The organism is Leptospira langatensis (genome assembly GCF_004770615.1).
Taxonomy (GTDB): domain Bacteria; phylum Spirochaetota; class Leptospiria; order Leptospirales; family Leptospiraceae; genus Leptospira_B; species Leptospira_B langatensis.
Genome location: NZ_RQER01000011.1, coordinates 31,401 through 50,284, shown reverse-complemented (window position 1 = coordinate 50,284; position 18,884 = coordinate 31,401). Strand labels below are relative to the sequence as shown.

Annotated in this window: 13 protein-coding genes; 1 reads left to right on the top strand and 12 read right to left on the bottom strand. The window is 46.0% G+C overall.

What is annotated here, in order from left to right:
* Positions 1-11: 11 nt before the first annotated feature.
* The 10 genes from EHO57_RS16325 to EHO57_RS16280 form a co-directional block, all read right to left on the bottom strand.
* Positions 12-914: a transglutaminase family protein gene (locus EHO57_RS16325; RefSeq protein WP_135641852.1), complete on the bottom strand. Its 903-nt coding sequence runs from the start codon at positions 912-914 to the stop codon at positions 12-14.
* A complete protein-coding gene (locus tag EHO57_RS16320; protein ID WP_135641850.1) occupies positions 907-3,423 on the bottom strand; it encodes a circularly permuted type 2 ATP-grasp protein in 2,517 nt (838 codons plus the stop codon). The genes EHO57_RS16325 and EHO57_RS16320 overlap by 8 nt, the downstream gene beginning before the upstream one ends.
* Positions 3,424-3,626: 203 nt before the next feature.
* Positions 3,627-6,029, bottom strand: coding sequence for a TonB-dependent receptor family protein (locus EHO57_RS16315; protein ID WP_135641848.1), 2,403 nt, complete (start codon positions 6,027-6,029; stop codon positions 3,627-3,629).
* Positions 6,029-7,237, bottom strand: coding sequence for an imelysin family protein (locus EHO57_RS16310; protein ID WP_246050757.1), 1,209 nt, complete (start codon positions 7,235-7,237; stop codon positions 6,029-6,031). Before EHO57_RS16310 ends, EHO57_RS16315 begins: the two co-directional genes overlap by 1 nt.
* A gap of 198 nt (positions 7,238-7,435) precedes the next feature.
* Complete coding sequence (locus tag EHO57_RS16305; protein WP_135641844.1) at positions 7,436-10,741, bottom strand: transglutaminase family protein; 3,306 nt, start codon at positions 10,739-10,741, stop codon at positions 7,436-7,438.
* A gap of 48 nt (positions 10,742-10,789) precedes the next feature.
* Complete coding sequence (locus tag EHO57_RS16300; RefSeq protein WP_135641842.1) at positions 10,790-11,734, bottom strand: alpha-E domain-containing protein; 945 nt, start codon at positions 11,732-11,734, stop codon at positions 10,790-10,792.
* A 77-nt stretch (positions 11,735-11,811) separates the two neighbouring features.
* Entirely contained in the window at positions 11,812-13,236 is a 1,425-nt protein-coding gene (locus EHO57_RS16295) for a circularly permuted type 2 ATP-grasp protein (protein WP_135641840.1), read from the bottom strand.
* 348 nt (positions 13,237-13,584) lie between these two features.
* Complete coding sequence (locus EHO57_RS16290) at positions 13,585-14,487, bottom strand: hypothetical protein (RefSeq protein ID WP_210409991.1); 903 nt, start codon at positions 14,485-14,487, stop codon at positions 13,585-13,587.
* Positions 14,484-15,161, bottom strand: a complete 678-nt coding sequence (locus EHO57_RS16285) for a hypothetical protein (RefSeq protein ID WP_246050756.1) — start codon at positions 15,159-15,161, stop codon at positions 14,484-14,486. Before EHO57_RS16285 ends, EHO57_RS16290 begins: the two co-directional genes overlap by 4 nt.
* A 92-nt stretch (positions 15,162-15,253) precedes the next feature.
* Positions 15,254-16,315, bottom strand: coding sequence for a saccharopine dehydrogenase family protein (locus EHO57_RS16280; RefSeq protein ID WP_135641838.1), 1,062 nt, complete (start codon positions 16,313-16,315; stop codon positions 15,254-15,256).
* A 167-nt stretch (positions 16,316-16,482) separates the two neighbouring features.
* On the opposite strand from EHO57_RS16280, the gene EHO57_RS16275 reads away from it, so the two are divergent.
* The gene (locus EHO57_RS16275) at positions 16,483-17,817 is read left to right on the top strand and encodes a sterol desaturase family protein (RefSeq protein WP_135641836.1); all 1,335 of its coding nucleotides are present in this window, start codon (positions 16,483-16,485) and stop codon (positions 17,815-17,817) included.
* A 156-nt stretch (positions 17,818-17,973) separates the two neighbouring features.
* Here the strand turns inward: EHO57_RS16275 and EHO57_RS16270 are convergent, their stop codons facing one another.
* Both EHO57_RS16270 and EHO57_RS16265 read right to left on the bottom strand, forming a co-directional pair.
* On the bottom strand, positions 17,974-18,477 hold the full coding sequence (locus EHO57_RS16270; protein ID WP_135641834.1) for an SRPBCC family protein: 504 nt from the start codon (positions 18,475-18,477) through the stop codon (positions 17,974-17,976).
* Positions 18,474-18,788, bottom strand: coding sequence for an ArsR/SmtB family transcription factor (locus EHO57_RS16265; protein WP_135641832.1), 315 nt, complete (start codon positions 18,786-18,788; stop codon positions 18,474-18,476). Before EHO57_RS16265 ends, EHO57_RS16270 begins: the two co-directional genes overlap by 4 nt.
* Positions 18,789-18,884 lie beyond the last annotated feature (96 nt).

The following is an 18,884-nucleotide window of genomic DNA, read 5'->3' as shown; positions in this document are numbered from 1 at the left end:
CTTTTTTGTTATTAGATATGATTGCCGATCGCGTCCGGATCTCCGATGGGAGAAACATCCACTTCGACCTTGAGCTTGTGCTTCCCTCCACCGAATAGGATCCCCTTCAAAGGAGAAACATCTGAGAAATCCCGACCTACAGAAGTATGGATATATTCCTCTGTGATCGCCTTTCCGTTTGTCGGATCAAAATCGGACCAGCCTACACCGGGACAGTACACTGAGATCCATGCATGGGTTGCATCGCTTCCTCGGAGCTTAGGCTTACCGGGAGGAGGATAGGTCTCTATATAACCCGACACATACTTGCAAGGAAGTCCTAAAGAACGAAAGGCCGCTACGGACAAATGAGTGAAATCCTGGCAGACTCCCTCCTTCTTATCCAAAACTTCCTCTAAAGGGGTATAGATATGAGTACTTCCCGCCTTAAACTTAAAGTCCTCTCTGAACTTTTTCACATAATCCAAAACCGCATCCAAGTAGGGACGATCCGCAGGAAGATACTTCTCCAAGAAATTCTTATATAAATTCGAGCGTGCGATAAAGGGAGAATCCCCCACAAACTCCAGCGCTTCCAGAGTATCCTTATCCGTAGAAGATCTCATTTTTTCCAAGACTTCCTTGAATGAAAGAGGAGCAACATCCTTCTTGATCGGATCGGAAGTAAAGACCTTCGCTTCCGCGGTAACGGAGAGGATCTTATGAGGAGATTCCACTGCGAAGGAATATACGGTGTTTCCGAAATAATCCGTTCTGAATTCGGTCACCTTTGGCTTAGGAAGGATGACGATCCTCAGTTCCCTACAGATCTGTCTATCGTTGGAAGTAGGACAGAGATGGGCCAGGTTCAAACAGTGAGATACTTCCTTCTCATACGTATAATGGGTCAGATGTCGAATCGAATACTCAGCCATAAGGCCCTCCCAATCTGACCTGGTTTTCCACATAGCGGAAGTATTTTTTCGCCACTGCGTCTGAAAGAGATTTCAAAATATCTAATATATCCAAGAGCCAACGTTTCAATCCGCCGGCAGGGTCCGCATATTCGAAGATCCTTTTGGCGTCTTCTTCGTTGAATCTTGCCAAAAGATCGGTGAGTATCTGGATCTCTTCGGAGATCTCTTCTCCCTTGCCACTGGATATGAACATCGTATTCTCTCTCAGTCTTTCTAACTGGAAGGCAAGGGATCTAGGGTTACTCTCATCGAAAAGAAGGATGTCCAACACGGACTCCGCTTCGATCCTATACTTATAACGACGACGATAGGTGATCCGAATATCGGTCACATTCAATAGGCTCTCGAAGATCCCCTTATTATAAATGGTAGTCCTCTCCATCGCAGAGAGAACCAATCTGGAAATAAACTGAGCTCTCTCCAATCTCTTCCCCATATCTAAGAAGAAGAAACCCGCTTCCCTACTCATGCTCTCGTTCGCAAGACCGGAAAGAGAAGCGAATAGGTTCACAAGCTTTTGTAAATATTCCAATACCTCGTCGTAGCTGGAATTATTCGGGTATTCGGATTCCAACTTAGAGATCAAATAACGGGTATCGTCCGAGATCCTATCTCGCACTGCTTTACTAGAACCTACAAAGAAATTCAAGTCGTGACGAATACTTCCGGAAGAATGAGGAGAAGTTGCCAAAGCGAATACCTTCTCTCGAACCGTATCCAAAGAGTCCGCGCCGTTCTGATCGAAGAATTGAGTGCTGAATCCGGACAATTGGTCCACGACTCCAAGAAGAAGGGAGAACTGTTCCTTTTCATACGTCTCCTCGGCTTCCAGGATCTTGTGGACCGTCTCGCGCAGGAGCCTGGACATATTCTCTGCGCGTTCCGCATAACGTCCCATCCAGAACATATTGTCCGCGACCCGGCTCGGGATCCCGGAACCCTTTCTTCGGAGAGGGATCCTTCCCACATGCCCAGGAAGAAGACTGAATTCTTTCTTCTCTTCCGAAGCCAGGATCCACAGATCCTTGGAAATGGCCCCTCTTTGGTTGGTAATAATGAGTTCATCCGGCTTAGGAGAAACCCGAACTAGTCCCCCCGGCATGGAGATATATCCGTTTTCGGAAAGAGTGGTAAATGTACGTAATACGGATTTCCCTACCAATAACTCTTCGGAGTTTCCGGAGAAGATAGGACATGTGGAGCCGGTCAGTATCTCCTGAGCCACATAACGTTCTGGTCTTGCCCCCACTCTTTGTTTCCATTCCTCCTTCTCCGCATCGCTCAGAGAAGATAGAAAGATAGAAGGATCCAGAGGAGAACGGATCGCCGGTTTTAGCACATATTTATGAGGGTTAGAGAATACTTCGTTGCGAGAGGATTCTTCTCCCATCCAGAGAGTAGGAACATTCGGAAGAATGAGCTCCTCTCCTAGATAAAATTTACATAATATAGAAAGATAAGCATGGATCGCACGATTCTCCAAAAAACCGGAACCGATGGGATTTGCTACCACCACGTTGCCCGCGCGAACTGCACCCAAGATCCCGGGAACTCCTAAAAGAGAATCTCCTTTTAATTCGAGAGGATCCATGTACCAATCGTCCACACGACGAAAGATCACATCCACTTGCTGCAAGCCTTCTACAGTCTTTAGGAACACCTTATTTTCTCGGACAGTTAAGTCTTCGGACTGAGCAAGAGTATATCCCAGATAACCGGCAAGGTACGCGTGCTCGAAATAGGTCTCATTCCCCGGCCCCGGAGTAAGAAGGATGATCAGTGGTTCTCTGTCCTTCGTAGGAGAAAAGGAATTTAATGTCTTACGCAAGGCCCTAAAATACAGAGCCACTCTATGGACTTGAGAATCCCTATAGAGAGAAGGAAAAATACGGGAGAGAACGATACGGTTCTCCAAGGCATAACCGGACCCGGAAGGAGCTTGGATACGATCTCCGATCACATAGTGATTGCCGAGATGATCCCGACTAACGTCAGTAGCGACGAAGGCCAAACGAAAATTTGTGGAATCGTAAACGGGAGCGCAGGCTCTTAAGAAACCACCGGATTGAAAAAGCACTTCATGAGGGATCTTGCGCTCGAATAAGAGACGTCTGGGGCCGTATGCATCCTTTAGGACCTCATTGAGTAATTCGGATCTCTGAGCGAGTCCTCTTTCGATCCCTTCCCATTCCTTACTCTCCATGAGAAGAGGAAAAAGGTCCAGACCCCAAACTCTTTCTCGATCGTCCCCATAGACATTATAGGTAACTCCGCTCTCCTGCAGGATCCGAAGACTGTCTTCTTTTCTACGCCTAAGTTCGGGAGAGCCTAAATGATTGAATGTCCGAAGAAGGAACTCATACTTTTCCCTGGATTTTCCATCCGGCAAGCATACCTCGTCGTACACTCCCGGACCTGGGCGATATCCGGAGAGAAGATTCGCAGTTTGGGAAGTTCTCTGATTCATCCGCCGGGAGTCATTCTCTCCTAGTGGTGGATTTTTTCCATCCTTTCGAAGACTCCGAATGAGTTTTTGCTCAGAAATAGAACAGGAAAATTTTGGTATGCTTATTCTGCCTACGAAATGCGAAGGAGTTCCTTCTCATTTTGTTTTAGCATTTTGCGTACAAATTAGGGAGAATGCGGATAGAAATCTGGACCTCAGATCCTTCAGTCCAGCTTCAAAGTAAATCCGATATTGATCTGCCTGTAAGGCCCTTGCTGGATCCCCACAGGAAGTCTTCCGGAAATATACACTCTATCTTGTAAGTTCTTTCCATTCACGAAGAAAGACCATCTTCCTCCGGGAGCCTCGTAACCAAAGTCCGCATTCCAAATTCCGTACGCGGGAACCACACCTTGGCTTCCGTCCGTACTTTGGTTCTTGGTATTCTGTAGATCGGAATATTGTTTATCGAAGTATTGGTATTCCATTCTAGCATAAAAACCTTGTGGGCTCTTGAAACCGATCCCTCCGATGAATGTATGCATCGGAACGTAAGGCAGATAATTTCCGTTGGTATTCACCTTGATCAGATTCCCACTGGAATTGATCGCGAACTGCGGTTGGTTGGTAACACTGACTGTCCCATCGGCATTCTGCACGGTACCAACAGGTTGGTAGGTAGTAGAGACAGCCTTGGTATAAGAATAGGTGATCTCCAATGGGATCTCCCATCTAGACTGGTAGAATTTTCCGAAGTCGAAAACAAAATTACTCTCCACTCCTCGGTTCACCGACTTACCGGCGTTAATTGGAACCGCACCCGTAAGAGAACCGGCCTCGTTCGTATTAACGATCTGATTCGAAAAGAATAATGCGTATGTACTGACTTGGGTATAGAAGTAACGGGTGATATTTCCCCTAAAGCCTGTTTCGTAGTTATTGGATCTCTCCGCGCTCAACTTATATCCGATCCCTACTGCGGGGTTTTGCAATGTAGAGAAGGTAGGAGGAGAGAATGCGGTATGTGCTCCGGAAAACCACATAAACCTATCAGTAATATCATAAGTGAGACCGAGTCCGGGAAGAACAACCCTTGTTACGGAATCGTTTGCCTCGCTCACGACAAGTGTTTGTCCCACACTGGAAGCGGTCCCTGCCGCCACATCCGCAGAAGTAGCAAGCCTTCTGTGAGTGTATACGTTTTGATGAATGTCCTCGTAACGGACTCCCGGAATAACCTTAAACTTTTCCGTTACTTTGATCGTATCTTGGACATAGGTAGCGAGTGCGCGAGAATTCCTGTTCTGCTGTTGGGTCGTGATCCCTTGGGTCATATTAGGATAAGGGAATATATTATTCGCGGCATTTACATTCTCGGAATGCACTCTCGCTCCGAAAGCGATCTCATGCTCGATCCCAAAAGTAACGAACTTTCCCTCTACCTTGGTTTCCAAACCGCCCGTCTTAAAGAAGAAGTTCCGGTTCGGAGTGGAATCCAACATGTAGATCACATCGCCAGCTTGGTTCCCGAAAAGACCTGGAGCATAAACCCCAAACGCATTGTCCGGAGGACGAGAAGCAAATCCGAAATTGGTTTGGCTATTGTAAGAGAAGGATTCCTGTCTGAACTTGAATCCTACATTTGTCCAATAGGCTCTTGTGATCATTTTCCAATTTTCGTTGAAGGTATGATCGTGGCCAATGACTGCCGCTTGTCTGTCTATATTCTTATGATCATATTTGGCAGGATTGATCTTTGGATTCTTCCAATACAATCCTTGGGTCAAACCTAGATAGGTAGCTTGGGAATCTTGGTTATAGGATTGGAATTTTAAGAAGACCGTATCCTTCTCCCCTATCTTCTGCATAAGCTTCATATTGAAATCGTTGGTCTTGAAGCCTTGGTAATCCCTGAATCCGTTCCCTTGTGTCCTAAGATAAGAAATATCGTATGCGGTATTCGTTGCCTGAGAAGTTCCACCGTATTGCAATAAGCCGGAAGCATATCCGTTCATACCTCCGATGATCTTCGCATTAAAGGTAGGCTTTTCAGGAGGCTTGCGGGTCACATAGTTTACAATACCGCCTAGAGTGGTCGGCCCGAAGAGAATAGAACCGGAGCCCTTTACCACTTCGACTCGTTCCATTCTATCGATATGAGGAATGAAGTAACTCTCCGGTTGCCCGTATGGACTGAGAGAAGTAAATACACCGTCTTCCAAGATCAGTGTCTTACGGGACTCTTCATTACTTACACCTCGAAATGCGATATTCGGAGTGAGACCGACGGCATCCTGATAACGGATCGTGGCGCCGGGAACCCGACGCAAGGCCTCCATGGAATCGATCGGATTAGTCTCTTTTAGGATCTTCTTCCCGATGACGCTCGCAGATCCGGGGATCTTCTTCATATCATCGTCTTTGGCACCGATCACATTGATCTGACCGCTTTCGAGGAATCTTCTTCTCCTTTCGTTTACGGATTCCTCGGAAGAAGAGGTCCCCTTCTTGGAAGGGTCCTCCTCCGACGTACCGTTAGTAGTATCGTTCGGTTGGGAGAGGAGGAAGCTGAATGGAATGAAAATAAAAACGAATAAAGTGAGTCGGAAACTTTTTCTGAGAAACATCAGTCTCCGTCCCCTCCAGGTCCGCCGGACACGGGCGAAGAACCGGTGAGCGCAGCCAATTCAGTATTCAAAATAGTTAATAGATGCCCTATATCTTTGATCGCGGCCTTAATATTAGGAAGATTGGAACTACCCCAAGTACCGTCCGTTTTCGCAAGAGCGAGCACGCTTTCTAAATGAGTGATCGTAGCAAGGATCTCAGTATTCAGATCGGGGCTATAGAATTTCACGTAATCCGAAAGGCCTGCCCCGGTTCCATTCCCATTGTATACGATTTTAAAAGTGCTTAGATTATCTTCCAGGTTCTGGAAAGAGTTCGCAGAGAATCTGGACTCAGGACGGCTCGGATCAGGAGAAGAGCCATTCCCCCCGCTAGAAAGATCCGCCGGGATCTCCAACTTTCCATCCTTCATAATGGTTAAGAGTTGGATCGTGCCTGTTACGAATGCGTCTAACGCAGCTCCCGAACTGGAGAATGCGGTCGACCCGCTGCCGGCATTTGAGATCTGAGCCCCATAATTCGTGCCGCTTACGATCCAAGCATCGGACATGATATGTGCGTTATTATTATAATCTACAACGAGAGCCTGGAGTAGATACGTACGGCTGGTAGTAAAATCGGAACAATCCGGAGCAGTTCCCCAACTCGGAGAAGCCTTGCTGAATAAAACATATTCGATTGCAGTCAAGCCTCTTGCATCCCGGTCCAGGCCGTTGATATAAACCTGTGCTGCTCCCAAACTGGAACCGCTAAAAAGGTCCATATCGTTCAGGTCATCGTTGATCGGAGGGGTCTCGCTCAAATATTCGACTGCAAAAGGATCCACATGCGTATAAGGAGAAAGCATCACTCCAAAGCGAAACTGTTCTATTTTTTGGATGGCGCTCATATTCGCTAACCAAGAGGTTTGTAAACCGCTCAAGGCCCCTGCCGAACAACCGCCTACAAACGTATTCGTTTTTGCTAATAGATCGTCCGCCTGAGTCCCCAAATCCGCATACAAAGGGGGCATGACATTGTTCCCAAGATTGTTCAACATGGACTTGGGATCGAAAGAGTTGAACATTCGATAGAGATATCCGTTGATACCGGACTCTGCGCTCGCCGAGTTTTTCGGAGCGCAAGACACGAAGAAAAAGAAGACCAGAAGCAGACTAGAAAAAACTCCGAGCGGGATCGTGAATCGATCCAAACGCCAGGAAAACAAATTTATTTCCTGCCATTTTGTATGTATTGGTCGCATAGTTACCCCGGCTCTAACTAAGTCTGTTTCTCAGAATCAGGATTATTTTTAAGTCCTTGCTTGCAACCGTTTTTGAGAGAGGTTCTCAAGAATTGACAAATATCAGAATGGGGTTTAAGGGATCGTTTGCCTCCCAAAGAAAGAGAAAGAGTGTAGGATCTCCTACTTCTCTTTCCGGGTGCTTGCCCAGCGAAGATCCAAGGTATAACCGCCGGAATGGCTCACCTTCTTGGGGGCGGAACCGCTTTGCACCGAATGGCCGTCAGCCAGGAATCTGGAGATCCTACGGCTCTCGGCCTCGAAAGAATTCACGGGATAGGTATCGTAGGACCTTCCCCCTGGATGAGAAACATAATAGCGACATCCTCCCAAAGGACGAGAAGACCAAGTATCCCAAATATCGAATACGAGATGGGAATGAATGGGAAGATTCGGATGTAAGGTGAATACAGGATTCCAAGCCTTGAACCGGATCCCGGAAACCGCTTCTCCTCTTTTGCCGGTAGACCGAAGAGGAACCTCGTAACCGTTGCAACTGAGAACGTAGCGATCGCTCCAGCCTTCCACCTTTACTTGCAATCTTTCTAATGCAGAGTCCACCGCTCTCGAAGTGCCAAAAGAAGAAGTTTCTTCTCCTAAAACGTTCCAAGGCTCGAGCGCCATTCTCAATTCCAAGAAGACTTCTTCTCGTTGGGTCTTTCCATAGACAGGAAAGCGGAATTCGAAGAAAGGAAGGAACTCCTCTTCTTTAAAATCGAAGCCGTGCTCTTTCAGATCTTGCAGTACATTCTTGAAATCGTTCCATACAAAATGAGGCAATAAAAAACGATCATGCAACTCTGTTCCCCAAAAAATAGGAGGATGAGTATAAGGTTTTTCCCAGAAACGGGAGAGCAAGGAGAGAACGAGAAGTTGTTGGACCACGCTCATCCTATAATGAGGAGGCATTTCAAAACCTCTTAACTCTACTAGCCCGAGGCGAGGACCCGAAGGAGGATACAATTTATCGATGGAGATCTCGGCCCTATGGGTATTTCCGGTAAGATCAGTTAATAAATCCCGAAATAACCGATCTACGAGCCAAGGATCCGGCTGCTTGATCCCTTCCAATTGAGAAGAAGCTAGTTCGAATTCATACAGGCTTTCGTCCCTTCCCTCATCTAAACGAGGTGCCTGAGAAGTAGGTCCTATGAACAAACCGGAAAACAAATACGAAAGAGAAGGATGATGCTGCCAATAGCTTACAAGACTCCTGAGCAGATCCGGTCTTCTTAAGAAGGGACTATCTTCCGGAGACATGGCACCTACCGTAATATGGTTCCCTCCTCCGGTTCCGGTATGCCTTCCGTCTATCATGAACTTCTCTGCGCTTAGACCTAGCTCTCTTGCCTCTTCGTACAGGATACGGGTCTTCTCTTCCAACTCGTCAAAATTAGAAGAAGGATGTAAATTCACTTCTAAAACACCCGGATCAGGCGTTATGCGAAATAGGCCAAGTCTTGCATCCGAAGGAGGTTCGTATCCTTCCAGAACGATTGCAATCCCGCAAGATCTCGCTGCTTCTTCCAAGGAAGCGATCAGATCCAACCAAGGCTCCGCTCCCTCTACAGGAGGAAGGAAGATTCTTAAGACCCCAAAACGAGGCTCCAAGACCAATGTAGTTCTTATAGGGAGGTCCTTGCCTGCAGGAAAGGATTTTGGCTCCTTCTTACTTCTTTTTTCTAAACGAGAATCTATTTCCTTTCTATTCGGGAAGGATCTCTTTTTAGATGTATCGGTGAATACGGCACTGCTTCGGAAATGATCCGAAATGGAAGAGAAAGGCAGTCTGAATCCGGCAGGACTATCTCCCGGGATCAAAAAGAGCTTTTCCCTTCTATACTTCCATTCTGAGCTTTCCCATTCGGAAGATATATAATTAAATTGTAATGGAATTGCGAAAGCCTTCTTTAATTTGAAATCCCTGTCTATCAGAGAGAGTGTTTTTCTTCTCTCCAAGGCCTCGAAGGAAAAATCGTCTTTCTCAGGATCTCCTTCTTTAGGATCTTTCCATTCCGGGAACTGGCCTTCTTTCCAAAGATAATAGAATCCGTCCTCATAGAGAGGGACCAAATGCCGAGGGGAAATTCCGAGAATAGAGCAAAGCTTTTCCCCGAAAGCCTGTGCTTGGCTCATCTCGATATCCAAGTCCGGGATCGTCTTCTTGCCTTGAGAATCGGAGAGCAAAGAAGGATCCTTCCAAAGAGGATCCCCGTCTTTTCTCCAGAATGTATTCAAAGACCATCGAGGAAGGGGTTCTCCCGGATACCATTTTCCTTGCGTAACCTGCACAAGAGATCCCTTAGAAAAACGCTCTCTCAGTTTCTCCAGGAGAGTTTCACCGAATTCTAATTTTTCTTTTCCTAATGCAGCAGTATTCCACTGAGGATCCTGCCTGTCCTTGTCCGAGATGAATGTGGGCTCACCTCCGATTGAGATACGAATATCATTCTTTTTGCATCTTTCATCCAGATGCTTTCCTATCTTCAAGATCCGGTCCCAGGTTTCATCCGAATAAGGTTTAGTTACCCGCGGACTCTCCTGAAAGCGTCTTACTTCCATTCGAAACCCGAACTTTGTATCCGCTGGATCCGAATAACCGAACACAGGCGAGGCACTGATCGGCTCCGGCACCGCTGCCAATGGAATATGACCTTCTCCTGCAAATAAACCGGAGGTAGGATCAAGACCCACCCAACCGGCACCCGGCAAAAAGACTTCGGCCCAAGCATGCAGGTCTGTAAAATCCTCTTTTGGTCCTGCCGGTCCGTGGATCGCAACCTCATCCGGCTTCAGTTGGATGAGGTAACCGGATACGAATCTAGAGGCGAGACCTATATGACGAAGGATCTGCACAAGCAAGAAGGCGGAATCCCTACAGGAACCGGATCTTCTCTCCAAGGTTTCCGTGCAAGTCTGGACACCAGGCTCCATTCGGATCACATAAGAAACATCTTGGTACACTCTTTGGTTGAGCCCTACTAGGAAATCCACCGTTCTCTTTGATTTCAATATGCCGTCTTTTCTAAGAGAAGAAATATAATTCGCAAGAGCGTGGCTTCCATCCGTCGCACTTAAATACGGAAGAAGTTCCTTTCGTAAAGCATCCGAATAAATGAAAGGGGTTTCTTCCGCGTCCGGCTCCAAGAAAAAATCGAAAGGATTAATGACTTGGATCTCCGCCACGAGATCGACTAGGATCTTTAGCTTCTCGGTCTTTTTAGGGAAGACAAGCCTTGCTTGGTAATTCCCAAAAGGGTCCTGTTGCCAATTCAGGAATTGCTCTGCAGGCTCCACATTCAGGGAATAAGATACGATCCTCGTCCTAGAGTGAGGCGCCGGCCTCAAGCGGATCACATGAGGAGATAAATTTACAGGCCTATCGTATTCGTAGGATGTTTCGTGAGTTAATGAAACTAAAAGAGACATGCGGTCTTTGCCTTTTACCCGAAAGATCGAGAAGATACCCGAGTATTATTAATTTCTAAAATATGTTTCGTCCAACTGGGAAGCGATCCCGTTCAATCGGACCTGCAACTGATCCAGATATTCGTGCATTCCCGAAGTAAAGATCTCGTCAATGGAAGCATAATTCATTTCGGAGAGAAGGACTCCCACCTTCTTCTCAGTCTCTTCTCCATAGCTATCCTTTTCGGTACCGCTTAAGGTCTTCAAACTATCGAAGGTCTTAGAGAGGCAGAATCGGATCGCTCTCGGAAAGATCTTATCCAAGATCAGGAATTCTGCGATACTCTTAGGAGTGATCCTAGTGTAGAAGCGATTGAACATCTCATGAGCACTTGCCGACTTCAAAAGGGATAGCCATTGGATCAGATCCAAAGTCGAACCCGTATTTTCTCCGGAAGGGAGTAGGATAAAATATTTCATATCCAGGATACGCGTAGTCTTATCCGCTCTCTCAAGCAATCTCCCAAGCAGAGCAAAATGCCAAACCTCGTCGTGAGAGATAGTAGCCTCTTGGCAACCGTAGAATAAGAGACATTGGTTCCGGATCGCCTTGAAGAATTCGGCAATGCCAGGCATATCGGATTCATCAAACCGTCTCTTGGATTTGATCGTGAGATAGAATTCGTTGATCACTTCCCACATTGGAGTGGAAATATTCTCCCGGATCGTCCTCGCATTCTCTCTGGCACGAATCAAACAATTCATGATGGAATTCGGATTCTCCGTATCCAAGCTCATAAAGTGTATTATGTTTTCCTTACTAGGAGAATTGTATTTGCGGAAGAATAGTTCGTTATCACCGGTAGTATAGACTAGCGGCATCCATTGGCGATTGGAGTCTTCATTCAGGTCCAGAGAAAGCTGAAAATTCACGTCCAAGAAACGCGAATAATTCTCCGCTCTCTCCATATAGCGATTCATCCAATATACGGATTCGGCGACTCGGCTTAGCATTAGGAAACCTCTCTAGTTTTTATAGTATGTTTCGGTTCCGCTTGAAATCATTCCCTCTTTGCTTATTTGGCTTGAGATCAACCCATTACCCAGGTATCTTTGGATCCTCCACCCTGAGATGAATTTACCACCAAAGATCCCCTTCTCAAGGCGACCCTCGTCAATCCTCCAGGCATGACATAGATCTCTTCCCCATAGAGAATAAAGGGTCTTAGATCCACATGTCGCCCTTCCAATTTATCCTCGATCAATGTAGGGATACGAGAAAGACTAAGCACAGGCTGAGCTATATAATTGCGTGGATCGGCTTTTACCTTGGCCACGAATTCTTCCTTCTCTTTTTGGCTTGCGACTGGACCTATGATCATTCCATATCCGCCAGCTCCGTTAGCCGCCTTTACAACCAGATTGCCGATATTCTCGCAAACGTAGTTCAGATCCTTCTCTCTGGAACAAAGGTAAGTAGGAACATTCGGGATGATAGGATCCTCTCCCAGATAGTACTTAATAAAATCAGGAACATAGGAATAGATCACCTTATCATCAGCAACCCCTGTCCCAGGAGCGTTTGCAAGAGCAACATTTCCTTTTTTAAATACTTCAAAGAGGCCCGGAACACCAAGCATGGAATCCTTACGGAAGACCTTAGGATCCAGGAAATTATCATCTATCCTGCGATAGAGAATGTCGACTTGCTTCAATCCTTTGGTTGTTCTCATGTAGAGCTTGTCGTCCCGGACAGTAAGATCGGTACCTTCTACCAAGGAGACTCCCATGCGGGACGCAAGGAAGCTATGCTCATAATAAGCGGAGTTATAGATCCCAGGGGTAAGAACGGCGATATTCGGATTGGATTTGTCGGAGAGATGCTCCAACATTCCCCGAAGACGGATCGGATAGTCGTAAATAGGACGCACAGAAAGACTCGCGAATAATTCCGGGAATGTTTTCTTCATTACTTCACGATTTTCTAATACATAGGAAACACCGGAAGGGCAACGAAGGTTATCTTCCAGAACGAGCATTTGCCCATCCCCGTCACGGACAAGGTCGGTCCCAGTAATATGGATCCAGATCCCTTTAGGTGGAACGAGCCCCTTACATTCCTTTAAATAACCGGAACTACTATAGACGATCTCCGCGGGAATGATCCCGTCCTTGATGATCTTCTCATCTCCATAAATATCTTGGATGAAAAGATTCAGGGCACGAATTCTTTGCTTCAAGCCCTCTTCCATTTTTTTCCATTCGTAAGCGGTGACGATACGCGGAATGATATCGAAAGGCATGATCCTTTCTTCTTCTTCCTCGTCTCCGTAGACATTGAATGTGATCCCGAGAGAAAGAAGTGCCTTTTCTGCGGAAGCCTTCCTGCTCAGAAGTTCTTTATCGTCCATCCCCTCGATCCGGGATTTCAGAATATGATAACTCTGGCGAATCCCGCCTTCCTCGGAGAACATTTCATCGTAAAAAGAATCCGTTTGATAGTTTGTCAGGAGCATAGCGTCCCTCCCATCTAACTGAAGGGGACGATTTTCCCTGTTAATAAACAAGCAGAAATTAAATTATACGCTTATTTTTTATACTATAACTTCATATATGATTAATTACTAATCATTTTATTTAATATATAAACTAAGTGTTTGGAAAGAAATCTAGTTTTGGCCGGATTGTAGGGAAAACCAAGGAAGTTCGATTTTAGGAGAGGAAGGAGTTCCTACAGCGTGGGAACTGTTTTTAAGAGGAGTTGCAAATATTTCGGTTTTGTGATATAGGGATTTCGCGCCGCCCACGGGCCACTCCCCCCACCCGAACCAGGGCGGGGACCCTTCGGATCTACGCTGTGGGAACTATTTCTTTCCTAGCTCGTTTGCGATCTGGCATTCTTTCGGGATCCATTCCTTTTCCACCTGACGCTGGCGTACGTAGCCAACCAGATGCCCGGCAGTCGCTGCAGTTGCCAGTAGGGAATAATAGATTAACGTAGAATAGGGAGAAGTCGGGACAAGATCCGATACCCCTCCGGCCACATAGGAACCATAGGCAGGATATAACGTGCGATAGGCGGTTATCTCTTCTGTTTTATCACAGCGATATCTGAAATATCGGATCGCATCATCCGAAGCTCTCGCTTCCGGATAAAAGGCACCTAAGACAGGAACAGCATAGCCAAGTGCATACAAGGAACGATATTGCCTTTGGGAGAAATCCTTGGCGTGGCCTCCCTCATGCACGACCACAGCAGGGATATCGGAATACACATGGATCGTATTCGAATAGGGGTTATAATGGTCCCCACCAAAGATCCTTCCCACTAAGATCAGATCATTTACAAAATATGCGTAGAGCCCGATCGTCCATTTCAAGAAAGGATTCACGGATCTAGAATGCCATAGTCTTTTGAGATCGTCCCAGGGAGCATACTGATTGAAACGGACCTTTACGTCTTTGAGATTATTATCCCTGATATATTCTTTCAAATACCTTTTGGTCTCAAAGGAGAAGGAATGGTTCTGCATTCTTCTGTCCCAGATCATTACCTTTGCGAATAAGCTATCCGGCCAGAGCCATTTTCCTATAAAGTCGATTACGGAATAAGGTTCTCCTTCCTCGAACTGCGGATTCTCCTCATCGAAATACATATCCTTGTTCGGCTCGTAAGGCTGACCTACCGTATATCTCTTGTCCGTAGAATAATAACAGGAAAATGTGAAGCTGAGAAAAAGAAGAAGGATAGGAAGTGACTTTTTCATTTCGCTTTCCCCTTTTTATCCGTAGGTTTCGGATTACGCTTCTTCCATTCATCCAAGAAATCCAGCATGGCGACTCGGCCCATTTGATTCAGCTGATCCTCCCTGCTTCCCCTATACCCTATATAAGGAAGATAAACGATCCATCCGGTTAGAACGGGAAGAGTAGCGAGCACCGTCATGCAATCGCTGACCTCCGACTCGATCCCATCCTTAAAATTATAATTCCAAGATATTCCATTTGAGATCACATCCGCCTCAAACTCTACATTCACAGAGTTGTATATGCAATGATCTACGGATTCCAAATGGAATTTTCGGATCAGTATCTTTGTCTTTCCGAAATACTCCTCCGGATTGTCCTTGAATTCCTTTGCGAGAAGTTTTGTGACCGGACCATAAAGATTTTCGTAATCCCTTCCCCACCCAGTCCAAGTGGTAAAGATATCTCTGTAGTTTACGAAACGTTTTGGATCTTCTTGGGAATATTCGATCTCCAAATTTTCAGATTTCCAGTCTTGGGCAGGATCATACGCAAGATATTTTATCTCGTTCCAATTCTCTTGGATCAGGTGCGGATCGGGTAAGGTTCTAGGAACATGCACCTTGATGGTTGTGCATCCCAAACAGATTAGTAAAAAAGCGAATAGGATACTAAGTCGAAAGAAAGATATCATTCTTTGTACGCGCGATCATGCTTCTTCCATCCAAGACAATGTAAAGAAAATTTTTCCTTTCTGCAAAGGATGGAGTTCCTTCTTCCTTTCTGTCAGTTGGGAAGATTCGTCCACTTAGAACCGGGGATCTCCAAAACAAAATCCGCTCCGAACGCAAGACTTGGGGTCTTGAATCCTTTTCCTCCCTTCCCCGCCAAAACTTTTGAGACAGCAGCCAAGGAAGATTCTATCGTGAACTCGTATCCTTCTTTGCATTCTAGGATTCGATTGGATCTCTTTCCGTCTTCCGTGCGCACTTCTCCCCAGACCGTAGTCATGGTATTGGTGCGAACCGATTCCCCTGGTCCTTTGATCGTTTTTCCGACCAAGGCCTGGACAGCTTTTAAAACAAAGGGCACTTTTAATAAGGATAGGGCCGGTTTCATATAACGCAGTGCCTTGACCTGGCTCTCCGGAATATCCGTGTACACATCTATATTCGGTATCCCGGTCGAGATATAGGCAGTGAAAACATCTCCCCAAGGGATCCCGAAGACTTTGTAGGATCTCCCTCCCGCCTGGACCTCTCGACTCGTACTCAAATGAGGAAGGACCACCATCTCGCCATTCCTTCTCGCCTTTGAGCCATAGGGAAGCTGCGCAAGCGCACTCTTCATTGTCCCCGGAGAGACTTCGCTTAAACCCACAAAGGCAAGCTCCAATCCTTTCGCATTCGGAAGGGATTTCTTTAAAGAAGAAGCCAAACAATCCGTAGGAACGATATCGAATCCCACTCCTGGCAGAAGAAGGACTCCCGCCTTCTCCGCATCCTTTCCTAATTTCTGTAAGGATTCGTAGACCGGGATCTCTCCTGTGATATCTAAGTAATGCACTTTTTCTGCGATGCAGGCCTTGGCCATCGGCTCGGAGGTAAGCACAAATGGACCGGCACAATGCAAGACCAATTGGAAGGACCGAATATTCTTGGCAATTTCCTCAGGATCCTTAAGATCGAATACTTTGTACTCCAATCGAAGTTCTTTTGCGAGTTCAGCGATCCTAGATTCGCTCCTTCCTGCTAACACAGGTTTCTGTCCTCGAGAAACTGCTCTTCTTGCAATGAGCTCCCCCGTGTAACCGTTCGCTCCGTAGATCATCCATTTTGAAATTGCCATTAGGGAGGAAATTGGAATGAAATCCGGATTTCGTCAACCGGCATACGACCAAAGGATTATTTTTTTTAATACGTTTGATAGGTAAAAATATAAGTATTAGAAGCTTACTTAGTTTTGGATTGACCCGGTTTGTTTTGGGAGAATCATAGAGGCCAACGGCCATTACTATGGAAAAAATAAATCTAATTACAATCGCGATTCCGTTCTTCTTCTTACTTATTGGTATGGAGTTAGCCTTTTCTTGGTTTCATAAAGGGAAGTTATACCGACTTAACGATTCTATCAACGATCTAAGCGCTGGGATCTCTAGCGAGATCTTCGGGATCATCTTCAAGACCATTAAGTTTTTTGCATATATTTGGATATATGAGAATTGGAAGCTGTTTGACCTTCCGTCTTGGCCAAGCGAACCCGCTGCTTGGATGCCTACCGGAGAAGTCTGGGGCATTTCTGCTGGTTCTTGGTCCTGGATCATCGTTTTGGGAGTCTGGGTCGCCTGCTTTGTACTCTATGACCTGGCGTATTATTGGAGCCATAGACTTAGCCATGAGGTGAATTTTCTCTGGGCCGGACATGTGGTCCATCACCAAAGTGAGGAATACAATCTAACCGTAGCCTTACGTCAGGCGAGCTTTCATGGTTTGTTCACTTGGATCTTCTATGTTCCCTTGGCGCTCTTAGGTTTTTCTCCGATCGTCATGGTATTGAACGGACAACTCAATTTGATCTATCAATTTTGGATCCACACTAAGGCAGTAGATAAACTTCCTTCTTGGTTCGAAGCGATTTTCAACACTCCTTCTCATCATAGAGTGCATCATGGGATCAATCCGAAATACATCGATAGGAACCATGGCGGGACCTTGATCGTATTCGACAAATGGTTTGGAACCTTCCAAAAAGAAGAAGAGACTCCGGTATATGGAACGGTAAAACCTCTTCGTAGTTTCAATCCGATCTGGGCCAACGTTCACTATTGGGTGGAGATGGTGGAGCAAGCCTGGAAAAGCCCTCGTTTCATCGACAAGATCAAGGTATTCTTTGCGATGCCGGGCTGGAGACCTCAGGAATTGGGCGGACAATACCCGATCCCGGAAGTGGATGTAAAAACATTCAAAAAATATGATATTACCCTTCCCAAGGCGCTTACCGCTTATGCTTTGACCTGGTTCGTTGTCACTTTGGTTGGGACCTTCGCGATGCTCGTAAAGATCAATTCCATTCCTACGAACATACAGTATATCATCTTCTTCTTTAGCATTTTATCTCTGACTACTATTGGTGCCATCTTCGATCTGAAACGTTGGGCATTGTATTTAGAACCTGTCCGAGTTCTTTTACTGGTCTATACCGCTTACGGATTGGGATTTCCTTCTACCTTTCTTATGGTGGCAGCTGGGATCGGACTCGCTTCCTTGGTTTGGTTCTTCTCCCAAAGACATGCGTTCTCTATCTGGAAAGAGATCGATCCTGTTAAAGAAATGGGACGCAGAGCGGCGTAAGATCTCTAAAGAGGATCCTTGCCGAAAGAGCGGAGGACGAACGGGAATTCCTGCCCGATCATCCTCCGTTTTTTTTATCTATAAATTCCGACTGAGTCGGGGTTTTGCGAGAACGCAAATCAAGACCCTTCTGTCTGCTTACATCTAGAATTTCTTTTATTCGGAGAGATCGTATTCGATCGCTTTTCCGGTTTCCAAGAGGCTTTTCAAAGAAGAAAGGATTGCAGGCCATCCGTTATTCAATCCGAAGAATGTATCGCTATCTTCCACAATGTCCTTAGGAAGAAGATCTTCGTGCAGAATGGTAAGCTTGGTCAGTCCTTGTTTCATTTTCTTTAAGATAAAACTTACCTTAGTGGGCGCGTTCTCTTCTTCCAATCTATCCTTTACTTTCTCCAAGAAGGGATGATCCGGGCTAATCGCCCAGGTATAGGAAAGAAGAAGTGGTTTCTCGCATTTTAAAATAGTGCCTACGATCTCGGGCCTTCCCTCCGGGTCGATGAACCGGACTGCACCGCCTTCCTTCCATTCCCCTTCGATGGCCCTACCGAACCAATACTTCTTAGAGAATTCGGCGCTGGTCAAAGCCTCCCATACCTTTTCCGGCGAAGAGGAGATATAGGTGCTATATACGAATTTTATATCGGTAACAGTTTTCATTTCTTAGGACCCTCCAACGATTCCTTGAGCTCCTGCAATGCTTGCAGTCTTTTTCTCTCATATTTCTTTAGCCAACGTTCAGAGATCTCATGAATAGGTGCAGGATTGAGATAATGGATCTTCTCCCTTCCTCTTTTCAGAGTAACGATCAGGTTTGCCTCTTCTAGGATCTCCAAGTGCTGGGAAACGGATTGCCTGCGGATCGACATGGATCCGCAGAGCTGCCCTAAGCTCTGGCCGTCCTTTTTATAGAGCATATCCAGTAATTCCCTTCGGATCGGGTCAGCAAGAGCCCGAAACACGTCGTGCATGCAGCTTTTATTATGCAGGTAAATAACTGCATGTCAAGAGTAAAAGGAGGAATTTAGTAAGACATTCTTGAAAGAAGAACAGGAGTATCCGACGAC